General features: G+C 54.7%; 16 protein-coding genes, 1 tRNA gene and 1 pseudogene. 9 read left to right on the forward strand and 9 right to left on the reverse strand.

Annotated elements, in window-relative coordinates; all coding sequences use genetic code 11:
- Positions 1 to 6: 6 nt before the first annotated feature.
- Positions 7 to 810 (forward strand): DUF3289 family protein, encoded by an 804-nt coding sequence (locus tag ACR8BN_RS14060; protein WP_434747037.1) that lies wholly within the window; start codon positions 7 to 9, stop codon positions 808 to 810.
- Positions 803 to 1,249, forward strand: a complete 447-nt coding sequence (locus ACR8BN_RS14065) for a DUF943 family protein (RefSeq protein WP_425029115.1) — start codon at positions 803 to 805, stop codon at positions 1,247 to 1,249. The genes ACR8BN_RS14060 and ACR8BN_RS14065 overlap by 8 nt, the downstream gene beginning before the upstream one ends.
- Positions 1,250 to 1,311: 62 nt before the next feature.
- On the opposite strand, the gene ACR8BN_RS14070 is transcribed toward ACR8BN_RS14065, so the two are convergent.
- The 5 genes and pseudogenes from ACR8BN_RS14070 to ACR8BN_RS14090 form a co-directional block, all read right to left on the reverse strand.
- On the reverse strand, positions 1,312 to 1,530 hold the full coding sequence (locus tag ACR8BN_RS14070) for a hypothetical protein (RefSeq protein WP_434747038.1): 219 nt from the start codon (positions 1,528 to 1,530) through the stop codon (positions 1,312 to 1,314).
- A 34-nt stretch (positions 1,531 to 1,564) separates the two neighbouring features.
- Positions 1,565 to 1,723 carry a hypothetical protein gene (locus ACR8BN_RS14075; protein ID WP_434747039.1) on the reverse strand — a complete coding sequence of 53 codons (159 nt, stop codon included), beginning with the start codon at positions 1,721 to 1,723 and terminating at the stop codon, positions 1,565 to 1,567.
- A 298-nt stretch (positions 1,724 to 2,021) separates the two neighbouring features.
- Positions 2,022 to 2,174 (reverse strand): annotated as a pseudogene (locus ACR8BN_RS14080) (Arm DNA-binding domain-containing protein); the annotation flags it as partial.
- A 153-nt stretch (positions 2,175 to 2,327) separates the two neighbouring features.
- Positions 2,328 to 2,404 (reverse strand) — tRNA-Arg (locus ACR8BN_RS14085).
- Between the two features lie 94 nt (positions 2,405 to 2,498).
- A complete protein-coding gene (locus ACR8BN_RS14090; protein WP_434747040.1) occupies positions 2,499 to 3,002 on the reverse strand; it encodes a DUF1198 family protein in 504 nt (167 codons plus the stop codon).
- Positions 3,003 to 3,175: 173 nt separating this feature from the next.
- Between ACR8BN_RS14090 and folD the strand changes: the two genes are divergently transcribed.
- Both folD and ybcJ read left to right on the forward strand, forming a co-directional pair.
- Complete coding sequence (folD, locus tag ACR8BN_RS14095; protein WP_010671240.1) at positions 3,176 to 4,042, forward strand: bifunctional methylenetetrahydrofolate dehydrogenase/methenyltetrahydrofolate cyclohydrolase FolD; 867 nt, start codon at positions 3,176 to 3,178, stop codon at positions 4,040 to 4,042.
- Complete coding sequence (ybcJ, locus tag ACR8BN_RS14100; protein ID WP_003849455.1) at positions 4,043 to 4,255, forward strand: ribosome-associated protein YbcJ; 213 nt, start codon at positions 4,043 to 4,045, stop codon at positions 4,253 to 4,255.
- A 27-nt stretch (positions 4,256 to 4,282) separates the two neighbouring features.
- On the opposite strand, the gene ACR8BN_RS14105 is transcribed toward ybcJ, so the two are convergent.
- Both ACR8BN_RS14105 and cysS read right to left on the reverse strand, forming a co-directional pair.
- Positions 4,283 to 5,389 carry an AAA family ATPase gene (locus ACR8BN_RS14105; RefSeq protein WP_434747041.1) on the reverse strand — a complete coding sequence of 369 codons (1,107 nt, stop codon included), beginning with the start codon at positions 5,387 to 5,389 and terminating at the stop codon, positions 4,283 to 4,285.
- A gap of 33 nt (positions 5,390 to 5,422) precedes the next feature.
- Complete coding sequence (gene cysS, locus ACR8BN_RS14110) at positions 5,423 to 6,808, reverse strand: cysteine--tRNA ligase (RefSeq protein WP_010259051.1); 1,386 nt, start codon at positions 6,806 to 6,808, stop codon at positions 5,423 to 5,425.
- A gap of 212 nt (positions 6,809 to 7,020) precedes the next feature.
- On the opposite strand from cysS, the gene ppiB reads away from it, so the two are divergent.
- From ppiB to purK, 4 genes are all read left to right on the forward strand, one after another.
- Positions 7,021 to 7,515, forward strand: a complete 495-nt coding sequence (ppiB, locus tag ACR8BN_RS14115) for a peptidylprolyl isomerase B (protein ID WP_010259052.1) — start codon at positions 7,021 to 7,023, stop codon at positions 7,513 to 7,515.
- Positions 7,515 to 8,231: a UDP-2,3-diacylglucosamine diphosphatase gene (lpxH, locus tag ACR8BN_RS14120; RefSeq protein ID WP_031592136.1), complete on the forward strand. Its 717-nt coding sequence runs from the start codon at positions 7,515 to 7,517 to the stop codon at positions 8,229 to 8,231. Before ppiB ends, lpxH begins: the two co-directional genes overlap by 1 nt.
- A gap of 131 nt (positions 8,232 to 8,362) precedes the next feature.
- A complete protein-coding gene (purE, locus tag ACR8BN_RS14125; RefSeq protein ID WP_010259054.1) occupies positions 8,363 to 8,869 on the forward strand; it encodes a 5-(carboxyamino)imidazole ribonucleotide mutase in 507 nt (168 codons plus the stop codon).
- Positions 8,866 to 9,930, forward strand: a complete 1,065-nt coding sequence (gene purK / locus ACR8BN_RS14130; RefSeq protein WP_115765148.1) for a 5-(carboxyamino)imidazole ribonucleotide synthase — start codon at positions 8,866 to 8,868, stop codon at positions 9,928 to 9,930. Before purE ends, purK begins: the two co-directional genes overlap by 4 nt.
- Positions 9,931 to 10,101: 171 nt before the next feature.
- Here purK and ybbP read toward each other — a convergent pair whose 3' ends face one another.
- The gene (ybbP, locus tag ACR8BN_RS14135; RefSeq protein WP_434747042.1) at positions 10,102 to 12,519 is read right to left on the reverse strand and encodes a putative ABC transporter permease subunit YbbP; all 2,418 of its coding nucleotides are present in this window, start codon (positions 12,517 to 12,519) and stop codon (positions 10,102 to 10,104) included.
- Positions 12,516 to 13,202, reverse strand: a complete 687-nt coding sequence (ybbA, locus tag ACR8BN_RS14140) for a putative ABC transporter ATP-binding protein YbbA (protein WP_033756810.1) — start codon at positions 13,200 to 13,202, stop codon at positions 12,516 to 12,518. Before ybbA ends, ybbP begins: the two co-directional genes overlap by 4 nt.
- Between ybbA and tesA the strand changes: the two genes are divergently transcribed.
- A complete protein-coding gene (tesA, locus tag ACR8BN_RS14145; RefSeq protein ID WP_434747043.1) occupies positions 13,170 to 13,796 on the forward strand; it encodes a multifunctional acyl-CoA thioesterase I/protease I/lysophospholipase L1 in 627 nt (208 codons plus the stop codon). The genes ybbA and tesA overlap by 33 nt on opposite strands.
- The last annotated feature ends 42 nt before the right edge of the window (positions 13,797 to 13,838 follow it).

The raw sequence follows: 13,838 nt of genomic DNA on the forward strand, positions 1-13,838 counted from the left end.
TTTTGAATGAAAGGAATCGACAAAAAACTTATCATCTTCACTACAAAAAAAAGATTCAATGACAGAAATGCTGATGACATGCAAAGTGGCGACATGGATGCTGATATATTGAAAAAGCATTATCATCTCGGGCAAGTATCAACTTTCATCGACTGGACTACTTTTGGTCCCTCCTATCAGCATCCTGCTACTAATTCTATACATCCAGTTAGTAGAGAAAAAGCCATTGCGATGTTATATGATGAGCTACGATCTCAGTCCTATGCCTTTTCTTTCCGAGGACCATACCAGGGCTTGATCATAAATCTTTTCAATCACATGCAACGTAGTAATGGAAATGATTTTCAGCATCCGTTTATGAATAATGCCTACAGAAATCTCATTTTGCGTGACAACTCTGTCGATAGCACATTATCCATAATTAAAAACACTATCGAGCAATTTGATTTTAATAAGTCACAATTGACGAAAGAACATTTTTCAAATGTATTATCTAAAAGTCGTTTACCAAAATACACAAGATGGAAAGATTTCGTCAATGGAATGGGCATTACCGTCCATGACATAAACAGCACGGAAATTTCTATAGAAAGCCTGACCTTCCAGGGTAATAAATATACTGCGACTATCAAATACAGAGCACAAGACCATTTTGGCTTAGATAAACAAGATATCTTAAAAGCTAAATTCAACTCAATTAGTTTCTTTAGAATATGGTTCGTTCTACAGAGGGCTAAGCATTTAGCTCAAAAGCCATTTTTCACAAATTTCGAAGCAACTATAACATTGACAGGAGAAAACAATGTTTAAATACAAAAGGATTGGAGCAGTTCTGATTTTGTTAATATCAGTATATTGCATATGGATTGCTGTAAGACCAGCAAAAATAGTCAGAGTTGATAATGGTGCAGTTTTTGTAGAAAATTTACCGATGACTACAGAAGGAAAACTAAAATGGTGGTTAGAAAACAAAGATTCGCTTCAGAATAAATATCATATTATCAACACCCCAGATAACTTCACTGTTATCATCATGAACTTCGATGGTTATAAAAAGTTACCAACAGGAACCAGAGATGGTTCAATTGATGACTATACCTGCTTTGATGATACTAATGGCGAGCATAAGAAATGTGTATATAATAGCATAGCATTAGTTATAAGAGGGAGCCTTGACAGAAAAGCATTTATAAATATAGGCGATAAAACATATATACAGAGTTCTGATGGTAGAGTAACGTTAAAATAAAAAAGATATTTTTACCAAATCTCTTCAAAATTTAAATAGTTTGACCAGGTAAGTCAGGCTATTTAAAAACTCTCTTGACTAAATTCTTTTTTAATAACTACACCATCTTCTTTAACAAGAACAGAATTTATTTTTCTTTTCTCTTCTTCAACCATTTTTGTTTTAATTATGTTTATAATCTTATTAGTATCAACATCAGATGCTAAGGCTGAAAAAAAACACCAGTCAACACTATTGCATTCAACAAGTTCGATTAATTCAAAACATTCAACTATGCTCACGATATTTAAGCAATCCTGAGAGGCGTAATACTCTCTAAAAATAATATAAAAAATCTTCAGCAGGATACATTCTATAGCTTTCAGTGATTTTATTTTGTTCTAGTAAATCTACTAAATAATCATGCACTTTGTTAAGAAACCCTTTTGCCTCAGCAAATGATATTTGTTCATCTTTCATTTTATCTTTACTCATAAAACCCTCCATTTTTATTTATAATCCCTTTAACACAGATTTATTTTTGTCAATATAATTCACATAAAATCTAATGGAGATTTTTGGAAGAACTAATTGTCAGAGTGAATTATGTCTTCACTAATCGCCGTATAAGCAAGTCCCAGCACATGGGAAAAGCCCCTCTTAACAGGGCCATAGCGAAGCTTTGCGGTATTGAGCCTGGCAGGAAGAAGCAACCGCCCAATGTTATGGGTGATATTGAATATTTTACCGTTCATGATCTGCTAAGAACGAGCCGGAGCTTACTATGCCACTACACCCGCTTCTCTTTACCAGCTATACGGTATTTGAGTCTCCAGCTTTTGGCTCCGTTTGGAAATGTTTCAAGATCCATACCACCACCATCCGAAAGTTTGTATGACTTTTCTTTTGGCTTAGCAGAGTCAATTTGTCGGGCTGTCAGCTTCATTTGGGGCATCCAGTTGATTGAACCTGGCAATGCCCCCTATCCTGCCCCCAATCGAAACAAGAACGCAATAGGTGACCCTGGACCACAGATAATAGTTATATTCTGATTTTAAAGGAAAAAGCAGACTGGAAAGGATGTTAACAGAAGAAAATATGGTACGCCCTACAGGATTCGAACCTGTGACCTACGGCTTAGAAGGCCGGTGCTCTATCCAACTGAGCTAAGGGCGCATGGAGATGGCACGGATTATACGTCGGGAAGCGGGTACGTCAACGTTTTTGCCGTTTCTCCGCAGCGAAGTGCTGCGGTAATGACCAATTGACGTCAGTGGCGCCTGCGCCATTCGCTGAGCAACACGAGTTTACTGTTGTCGGTAAATTCTCCTTCCAGCTCAATCCCTTGTGTTGTGAAACGCGCATTGTATTGCTCACGAAGTGCATGCAGCTCCTGGATGTCCGGTTCCAGCTGGCGCAGAAAGCCCAGCGCGAGCAGCAGCTGCTGGCGGCTAATAAGCGGTGGAAAACCGGCTCGACTGAGAATCGCATGCCAGCGCTGGCTGTTCTCCTCGCTGCCGTCAACAATGAACACCTGCCAGATCAGCAGTACCGCTGCGCCATTATGCAGGTGCGTTTCATTATCCTTACTGAGATAGTCGGTAAATTCTTTCGCCGCCTCTTTCCCCATCATAGAGATCATTGATTCCACCTGTACAGGTGGCAGCTGCAGCCGTTTGCTGAGCCGCTGAGCGGCGTGGCGTGAGCCAGCAGTGAGCAGCTGAAATCCAGCGACAAACACCACCGCCAGAGTAGCAAGCATTATCCAAATCATTACATCGTCCCCGGATTGTCCTGCAGATATCATACGCATGCAGGCTGGCACTCGTCGCGACGAAAAAGCCGGAAAGCACATACGCGGCTGAAACTGTAACTGACAGCGCGCCGCGCTTCTGACAAAATACCCCCCTTCCCCGATTCAACACAACACAGTGGATTTCCTCTCTGATGGCAGCAAAAATTATTGACGGTAAAACGATTGCGCAGCAGGTGCGCGTTGAGGTTGCGGAAAAAGTGAAGCAGCGTCTGGCCGCCGGAAAACGCGCGCCGGGTCTGGCAGTGGTTCTGGTGGGTGAAAACCCGGCATCGCAGATCTACGTGGCCAGCAAACGCCGCGCCTGTGAAGAGGTCGGTTTCCACTCCCGCTCTTACGATCTGCCTGCCACGACCCGCGAAGCTGAGCTGCTGGAGCTGATTGATGCGCTCAATCAGGACGACGAAATCGATGGCATTCTGGTGCAGCTGCCACTGCCAGCCGGCATTGATAATGTCAAAGTGCTGGAGCGCATCACGCCTGATAAAGATGTCGATGGATTCCACCCTTATAACGTCGGTCGCCTCTGTCAGCGTGCGCCAACCCTGCGTCCCTGCACGCCACGCGGTATCGTGACGCTGCTGGAGCGCTACAATATTGATACGTATGGCCTGAATGCCGTGGTGGTTGGCGCATCCAACATTGTTGGTCGTCCGATGAGTATGGAACTGCTGCTGGCGGGCTGCACCACGACCGTCACTCATCGCTTTACCAAAGATCTGCGCCATCACGTTGAGCATGCCGATCTGCTGGTCGTTGCAGTGGGTAAGCCAGGGTTTATTCCGGGTGACTGGATCAAACCGGGCGCCATCGTCATCGACGTGGGCATTAACCGGCTGGAGAGCGGCAAAGTCGTGGGTGATGTTGATTTTGACAGTGCATCCGAGCGCGCCTCCTACATTACCCCGGTGCCGGGCGGTGTTGGTCCGATGACAGTAGCTACACTGATTCAAAACACGCTGCAGGCGTGCGAAGAGTTTCATGATAAAGAGGTAGTATAAATGACAAGTTTTTCACTGGGTAAATTCCCGCACGTTGATCTGTGTGACCTGCTGAAACTGGAAGGATGGGTTCAGAGCGGCGCACAGGCGAAAGTCGTGATTGCCGAGGGTGAAGTGAAGGTCAACGGTGCGGTAGAAACCCGCAAGCGCTGCAAAATCGTAGCCGGTCAGACCGTAGAGTTCGCGGGTTTCCGCATTACTGTGGTCGAGTGATTTCCGGGCGTCCCTGCGGGGACGCTGTTACACCCGCTCATCTCCCTTCACGCACGTCTCCCCTTCCCGCTGTTCCAGTACAATATGATTCACCGCCGTATGCTGCGCTATCAACGTCGCGAGCCGGGGTGAATGGCTGGTAATCCAGAGCTGACTGAACTCGCTGGCTTCGGCGATTAAGCGCGCCAGCGCAGGCAACAGATCTTCATGCAGGCTGTTTTCCGGCTCATTCAGTGCCATAAAGGCCGGCGGACGCGGGCTGAGCAGTGCGACAACCAGACAGAGAAACCGCAGCGTGCCATCAGAAAACTCGGCGATCTCCAGCGGACGCAGAATGCCCTGGCGCGACATCAGCATCTGGAAACGGCCATTCTGCACATCGACATCAAACTGGCTGTCGGGAAACGCCTGTTCCATCACCTCAGACAGGAGTTCGGAATGACCGCGCTCAACAATGGTCGCCCAGGCCGCCGCCAGATTGCTGCCATCATGGCTCAGCACCGGCGCACGCACGCCAATCTGCGGCACCCGTATCGGTGAGCCAGGCCAGACCGCGAACTCATGGTAGAAGCGCCACTGCTGCAGACGTTCGCGCAGCTGCGAAAGCTCCGGATAGCGATGGGGTTCGCCAAGCTGACCAAACAGCGACTCTTCGGGATGCAGCACCGCCGGATAGGCGACGCGCTCGCCCTCAACGTTGTGCAGAAAGGCGGTCTGATTTTCGCGCTGCATAATACAGGCGGAAGGACGGCGCTGCTGACCGCTCAGCCAGAGTCGCTCCTGCTTCACCAGCGGATCAAGATTGAACAGGCTGGTCACCAGCGGCTCGGGAAAGCCAATCTCCAGCTGGTAATCCATGTCATCCATCACCACGGCCAGCTCCAGGCGCTTTGGATCGTGTCGGCGATCGCCCCGGCGTAAGCCGCCCGCCCACATCGCTTTCTGAATACCGCCTTCTTCAGCCAGCGCCAGTGCCAGGCGACCGCTGGCCGCCTCATGCAGCAGCCGCACCGCTTTGTAGAGGTTGGATTTACCGCAGCCGTTAGGACCGCTCACCACATTCAGCTGCTGCAGCGACAGCGTCAGGTTACGTATCGAGCGGAAGCCACGGATCTGAATCTGTTCAATCGCCATAATAAAAAAGGGCGATTGCTCGCCCTCTCCGGTTTATTTTCGACGCCAGCTGGAGCCCTGTGGCCCATCCTCGACGATGACACCCAGCGCATTAAGCTTGTCGCGCGCGATGTCCGCTTCCGCCCAGGCTTTGGCGGCGCGCGCATCGGCACGGGCTTTCACCCAGTGCTCAATCTCGGCAACCTCTTCGTCATTGACCTGCGCGCCGCTTTGCAGGAACAGCTCAGGATCCTGCTGAAGGATGCCCAGCACGTTGGCCATCTCGCGCAGCTTCGACGCCAGCCCGTGCGCTGAAGCGCCATCTTCACTTTTCAGGCGGTTCACTTCTCGCGCCATGTCGAACAGTACCGAATAGGCTTCCGGGGTGTTGAAATCATCATCCATTGCGCTGCGGAACCGCGCTTCAAAGGCTTCGCCGCCGTGGGCAGGCACGCTGCTGTCGGTGTGACGCAGTGCCGTATAGAGACGCTCCAGCGCCGCACGCGCCTGATTCAGATTATCTTCGCCGTAGTTAAGCTGGCTGCGATAGTGACCGGACATCAGGAAGTAACGCACCGTCTCCGCATCATAATGTTGCAGCACGTCACGCACGGTGAAGAAGTTACCGAGCGATTTGGACATCTTCTCGCGGTCAACCATCACCATGCCGGAGTGCATCCAGTAGTTGACGTAAGGGCCGTCATGGGCGCAGCTCGACTGGGCGATTTCGTTTTCATGGTGCGGGAACATCAGATCGGAGCCGCCGCCGTGGATATCGAAATGGGTGCCCAGCTGTTTGCAGTTCATTGCCGAGCACTCGATGTGCCAGCCGGGACGACCGTTACCCCACGGCGATGACCAGGCTGGCTCATCCGCTTTGGACATTTTCCACAGCACGAAGTCCATCGGGTTGCGCTTCACGTCGGCGACTTCAACGCGCGCACCCGCCTGCAACTGCTCCAGATCCTGACGCGACAGCGCGCCGTAATCGGTGTCGCTGAGCACATCGAACATCACGTCGCCATTGTCCGCCACATAAGCGTGACCGCGAGCGATCAGTGTTTCCACCAGCTCGATAATCTCAGCGATGTGACGGGTAGCGCGCGGCTCCTCATCGGGCGGCAGAATCCCCAGCGCGGCGAAGTCGTTGTGCATCTCGCCAATCATGCGGTTGGTCAGGGTTTCGATGCTCTCGCCGTTTTCGTTGGCGCGCCTGATGATTTTGTCATCAATGTCGGTGATGTTACGTACATAATTAAGCTGATAACCGAGGTAACGCAGGTAGCGCGCCACCACGTCAAACGCCACGAACGTCCGCCCATGACCAATGTGACAGAGGTCATACACCGTGATGCCGCAAACATACATCCCGATTTTACCGGCATGAATGGGTTTGAATTCCTCTTTCTGTCGACTCAGGGTGTTATAAATCTTAAGCATTGAACGGTTCCGTTTTCGCGTGTGGTTGGCACTTTTAAGTATCCAGACATTGTGCCGTATTTTTATCGCTCGCGCGACGCAAAGCAAGCCAACTGCGCCGCGCTGCTGACGCGTCATTGGAAATTATGATATAAGAACGGTCGACAAAAAGGGGGACGCCCATCGACAGAGCGACCTCAGCAACTGATGACAACCTTTACAGGACGACAAAAATGGTAACTTTCCAGACGAACCATGGCGATATCGTAATCAAAACTTTCGATGATAAAGCGCCGGCAACCGTACAGAACTTCCTGGATTACTGCCGTGAAGGTTTTTACGACAACACCATTTTCCACCGCGTAATCAACGGCTTTATGATTCAGGGCGGCGGCTTCGAGCCGGGCATGAAGCAGAAAGAAACTAAAGCCGAAATTCAGAACGAAGCCAGCAATGGCCTGAAAAACACCAAAGGTACGCTGGCCATGGCACGTACCTCTGCGCCGCACTCTGCGACCGCACAGTTTTTCATCAACGTAGCTGACAACGACTTCCTGAACTTCCGTGACGAAAGCGTTCAGGGCTGGGGCTACTGCGTGTTCGCTGAAGTGGTTGAAGGTATGGATGTGGTCGAGAAGATCAAAGCGGTCTCTACCGGCCGCAGCGGTATGCACCAGGATGTGCCAAAAGACGACGTCGTTATCCAGAAAGTGACCGTCAGCGAGTAATGTCGCGCACGCTGTTTATCGCAGATCTCCATCTGTGTCAGGAAGAACCGGCGATTACCGCCGGTTTTCTGCATTTTTTACAGCGCGAAGCGCCCCACTGCGACGCGCTCTATATTCTCGGCGATCTGTTTGAAGCCTGGATTGGCGACGACGATCCCAATCCACTGCATCAGCAGGTTGCCCGCGCCCTGCGCGCCCTGCCGGTTCCGGTCTACTTTATCCATGGCAATCGCGACTTCCTGATTGGCCGACGCTTCGCGCAGGCCTGCGGCATGACGCTGCTGCCGGAAGAGCAGGTGCTGACGCTCTACGGCCATCGGTTGCTGATCATGCACGGCGATACGCTCTGTACCGACGATGCGGGTTACCTGCGTTTTCGGGCCAAAGTGCATAATCCCTGGATCCAGCGGCTGTTTCTCGCGTTGCCGTTGTGGATCCGTAAACGCATTGCCGCCCGGATGCGCGCCGACAGTAAACAGGCCAACCAGCATAAATCCCAGACCATCATGGATGTGAATCAGGAAGCAGTCGTCGCCACTATGCTGCGCCAGCAGGTGCCGCTGTTGATTCACGGTCACACTCATCGCCCTGCGATTCATACGCTGAGCCTGCAGGGTGAACCGGCGCAACGCGCGGTGCTGGGTGCCTGGCACAGCCGGGGTTCCATGATCCAGCTCGACGCCAGTGGCATTCAGCTTATCCATTTCGACTTTTAATCTGCGGTTAAATCCACGACTTTAAGCCCGACGCAACCGTTTTCCTTGCGTGCTTCTCATGCTATTCTCGGTGCCCTTCAAAACCTGTCCGCCCGGCCAGGTCTGTTTGTTCATTCACAGGAGTTGACCGCATGTCATCCAACGCCCCGGCCCGCATCGCCATTGTTATGGGTTCCAGAAGTGACTGGGCCACCATGCAGTTCGCCGCTGAAATCCTCTCCAGCCTGGACGTCCCTTTTGATGTTGAAGTGGTCTCTGCGCACCGCACCCCGGATAAACTGTTCAGCTTCGCCGAAACGGCAGCCGACAAGGGTCTTCAGGTGATTATTGCTGGCGCAGGTGGCGCGGCACATCTGCCGGGTATGCTGGCGGCAAAAACGCTGGTGCCGGTGCTGGGTGTGCCGGTTCAGAGCGCAGCACTGAGCGGCGTCGATAGCCTCTATTCAATTGTGCAGATGCCGCGCGGTATTCCGGTCGGTACGCTGGCGATTGGCAAGGCGGGCGCAGCCAATGCCGCGCTGCTGGCGGCGCAGATTCTGGCGCTGCATGACAGTGCGCTGGCGTTACGCCTGACCACCTGGCGTCAGAGCCAGACCGATGAGGTGCTGAACCATCCCGATCCGCGGGTGGATGCATGAAGCCGGTTTGCGTACTGGGCAACGGCCAGTTAGGTCGTATGCTGCGTCAGGCGGGTGAGCCGCTGGGCATCGCGGTGTATCCGGTAGGCCTGGACGCCGATCCCACCGCGCTCCCTATCGCCGACAGCGTGATCACCGCCGAAATCGAACGCTGGCCGGAGACGGCGCTGACGCGAGAGCTGGCCAGCCATCCGGCCTTTGTTAACCGCGATATATTTCCGCGTCTGGCAGATCGTCTGACGCAGAAACAGCTGCTGGATCAGCTGGGACTGGCCACCGCGCCGTGGCAGTTGCTGGCGGACAAAAGCGAATGGCCAGCGGTGTTTGACTCGCTGGGCGAGTTAGCGATTGTGAAAAGCCGCACCGGCGGTTACGACGGCCGGGGTCAGTGGCGTCTGCGTGCCGATGAGACTCACACCCTGCCGGAGGCGTGCTACGGCGAATGTATCGTTGAGCAGGGCATCAACTTTTCCGGTGAAGTCTCACTGGTGGGGGCGCGCGGTCACGATGGCCAGGTGGTGTTCTATCCGCTGACGCATAACCTGCATCAGGATGGCATTCTGCGCACCAGCGTTGCGCTGCCGCAGGCGGATCAGGCACAGCAGCAGCAGGCTGAAGCGATGCTGAGCGCTATAATGCAGGAACTGAACTACGTCGGCGTAATGGCGATGGAGTGTTTCGTTACGCCAGACGGATTGCTGATCAATGAGCTGGCGCCGCGCGTCCACAACAGCGGGCACTGGACGCAGAACGGTGCGTCGATCAGCCAGTTTGAGCTGCATCTGCGCGCCATTCTTGGCCTGGCATTACCGCAGCCGGTGGTGTTTGCGCCGTCGGCGATGGTTAATCTGATTGGTACTGACGTGAATCTGAGCTGGCTGCAACAACCGCTGGTGCATCTGCACTGGTATGACAAAGAGGTGCGTCCGGGTCGTAAAGTGGGCCATCTGAATCTGACCGACAGCGATACAGAACGGCTCAGTGCTGCCCTTAACGCGCTGGTGCCGCAGCTACCGGAAGAGTACGCCAGCGGCATCGCCTGGGCGGTTGAAAAACTGTAATCCTCCGCACCGCCTGATAATGCCTTTATCAGGCGGCTCAGAAGATTAATGTGATGGACGCATACGCCGGTGAGCCAGGGTCGACACCGGTCAGACAGATTCAGTCGCCGGTAACGGTGCGATCGGGTTCAAGGTCAAAGGCGGCCTGTGCCGCCTTATTCCAGCACTCCCTTACGCCGCATCAAACTTCCTGAACAGCGCCTTCCCTTTCAGTAATCGGATCCCCAGCCAGCCACCGCACAGCGACAACAGCAGCGCGCCACACAACGGCAGCGCCAGCCACAGGGTCCAGTCAGGCTGCCACGGGAAGTCGAAAATCTTAGTCTGTAATCCCCACAGTGCCGCTTCTGCCCCCATCGCCGCTGCCACGCCGGAGACCACGCCGAGCAATGCAAACTCACACCACAGCGTCGTACGCAGCAGGCGTTTACCGGCACCCAGCGTGCGATAGACCACCAGCTCCTGGCGCCGCTGACGCATACCGACCTGAATCTGCGCCAGCAGCAGCAACACGCCACAGGCGGTCACCAGCACCACCATGATCTCCAGTGCCTGGCTGACCTGCGCCAGCACCTGACCGATCTGCCGCATAATGCTGCCGATATCCAGCAGACTCAGCGCCGGAAAAGCACGGTTAAGCTGCGCCAGCAGAACAGGATTCGCCTCCATGCGGAAGCTGGTGAGCCAGGTCTGCGGCTGGCTGTCGAGCGCGCCCGGCGGGAAGATAAAGAAGAAGTTCGGCTTCAGGCTTTCCCAGTCCACTTTACGCAAGCTGGTAATGCGCGCGCTGAAGGTCTGCGTATCGCCATCGAACGTCAGGGTATCACCGAGCTTCAGCCCCAGCCGATCCGCCAGTTCCACTTCCATCGACACTTCACCCGCTTTGGGTGGCCAGTTGCCTGCCACCAGCGGATTATGATCCGGGCGATCGGCCAGTTCCGTCAGGTTGAGTTCACGGTTCAGGGCATTATCCAGCTTCGGATCGGCCGGTTTACCGTTGAGTTCACTGAGCCGTACCCGCGCAATCGGGTAAAAGGTCCCGGGCGTGATCTGATGCGACTGCAGGAAATCACGCACCTGCGGCACCTGATCTGCCGTCATGTTCAGCAGAAAGAAGTTCGGGCTATCCGCCGGTAACTGCTGCTGCCAGCGATCCAGCAGATCGCCACGCATTACCAGCAGCAGCGCCAGCAACATGAACGACAGCGAAAAGGCCGCAAGCTGGCTCAGCGTCATGCCGGGCTGGCGCAGCAGCCGGTTGATCGCCAGTCGTAACGCCAGGTTGCGCACTACCAGCCGACGCAGCAGCAGCAGGGTTCCCCAGCCGAGTAGTGCCAGCAATCCCGCCAGCACTACCACACCCGCCAGCAGCGCCCAGAGCATTTTACTGCCGCCAACCAGCAGCGCTAACAGCGTCACCACCACCGCGATCATCACCGGAATATAGATCTTCAGCGGCCAGAGATTCGCCACCGCATCACGTCGCAACACCCGCAGCGGCTGCGTCGCCAGCAGCAGACGATAAGGGCGCAGACCCACCAGCAGCGAAATCACAAACAGCGATCCCACCGCCCAGATCCACGGCCAGACGCTCGCCGCCGGTAAGCTGGCAGGCAGCACGGGTTTCAGCATCGCCATCAGGATCGCTTCCACGCCCTGCCCCACCAGGCCACCGGCAATCGCCGCCAGCAGCAGCACCGCCAGCCACTGACCGATGATCAGCCGCTGCAACGCGCCGTGCGTCGCACCCAGGGTTTTCAGCACCGCCAACAGATCGTAGCGGCTGCGACAATAGTGGCTCATGGCGACCGCCACGGCCGCAATCGCCAGCATCAGCGTCAGCAAGGCCGAGAGCAGCAGGAACTGCTGTGCCCGCTGCATCGAACGGCCTAATGCATCTTCCGAGTTCTCCACGCTGATCCAGCGCTGGTCCGCCTTCAGCTGCGGTTCAATCCAGCGGTCATAGCTGGCCAGCTGATCGGGATTACCGGAGAACTTATAGCGCCAGGTGATGCGGCTGCCTGGCTGAATCGCACCAGTTTTGGCGGCATCCGCCAGATTGATCAGCAGACGCGGCGCCATCTCAAACGGGTTAAAGCCGCCATCCGGCTCCTGGATCACCTCCCCGCTGATGCGCAGCTGGGTATCACCCACTTCCAGCGTGTCGCCCACTTTCAGGTTCAGCAGCGCCATCAGGCGCGGTGCCGCCAGCGCGGTACCCGCCTGCGGCCTCAGCCCTGGCGGCTGCGTCTGCAGCGTGCCAAACATCGGGTAGCGATCGTCCACCGCTTTTACTGAGGCAAGCTGCGGTGACTGATCGGCAAAGGTCATGGTCATAAAGGTCAGCTGACGGCTGACCGTCAGACCGGTTTCAGCTGCTTTTGCCAGCCAGGCTTCTGGCGCTGCATCACTGCTGCGCAGCGTACGGTCACCGGCCATAAAATCACGGCTCTGCTGATTCAGCCCTTTTTCCATGCGATCGCTGATCGACCCCAGCGCCAGCACGCAGGCCACCGCCAGCGTCAGGGCCAGCCAGACAATCAGCAGCGAAGGCGAACGCCACTCGCGCCAGAACCAGCGCCAGATCATTGCTCCTCCCACAATTTACCGTCGCGCAGCCGCAGGCGACGATCGCAGCGCGCCGCCAGTTGCTCGTCATGCGTCACCAGAATCAGCGTGGTGGCAAAATCGCGGTTAAGGGAAAACAGCAGATCGGCGATGCGGTCACCGGTTTTACGATCGAGATTGCCGGTCGGCTCATCGGCAAACAGCAGACCAGGACGGCCACTGAAGGCGCGGGCCAGCGCCACCCGCTGCTGCTCGCCGCCTGAAAGCTGGGCGGGCAGATGATGCAGACGTTCACCCAGTCCGAGCAGCGTCAGAAGCTCTTTCGCCTGTTCACGGCTCTGACGGTCGCTGTCGCCGCGCAGCAGCGACGGCAACTGCACGTTCTCCTGGGCATTCAGGGTCGGCACCAGCATAAATGACTGAAACACAAAGCCGACCTGCCGGGCACGCAGGGCCGCGCGCTGCTCTTCATTCATCTGGTGCAGGGGCTGCCCCAGCAAGTGGACTTCGCCGCTGCTGCCATCGTCCAGCCCGGCCAGAATTCCGAGCAGGGTTGACTTGCCGGAACCGGACTCGCCAATCAGCGCAATGGTCTCAGCTGGTTTGACAACCAACTCAACTCCGGTAAGGATGGTTAGCTGATGCTCTCCCTGACCGACGGACTTAGTAAGATGATGAACTTCAACAATGTTTTCCGCTGGCATTATCCCTTCCTGTTATTGATTCTTCTGCTGGTGTCGCGTCTTGCTACTGCAGATACGCTGATGGTGCTGGGCGACAGCCTGAGTGCGGGCTATCGCATGTCTGCCACTGCGGCATGGCCCAGCCTGCTCGATAAGCAGTGGCAGCAAAAACCTAAAGTGATCAACGCCAGTATCAGCGGTGATACGGCTGCACAGGGGCTGGCGCGCCTGCCCGCACTATTAAAACAGCATCAGCCGCAATGGGTGTTAATCGAATTGGGCGGTAACGATGGTCTGCGCGGTTTCCCGCCCGACGATATCGCGCAGAATCTGAGTAAAGTTATCGACGACGTTAAAGCCGCCAATGCGAAGCCGCTACTGATGCAGATTCGTCTGCCTGCCAGCTATGGCCGCCGCTACACCGAAGCGTTCAGCGGCATCTATCCCAGATTAGCGCAGCAGCATAACATTCCTCTGGTGCCCTTTTTCATGGAGCAGGTTTATCTGAAACCCGAGTGGATGCAGCAGGATGGTATTCATCCTAATCCTGATGCCCAGCCTTTTATCGCCCAGTTGATGGCAAAAGATCTTGCCCCCTTAGTTAAGCAGCCGTAGCGCGCCGGGATGCGCAAAAAGGGTAAAGAAATGCAAAAGCAT

Source organism: Pantoea sp. Lu_F5_004 (assembly GCF_051136245.1).
Classification (GTDB): Bacteria; Pseudomonadota; Gammaproteobacteria; order Enterobacterales; family Enterobacteriaceae; genus Pantoea; species Pantoea agglomerans.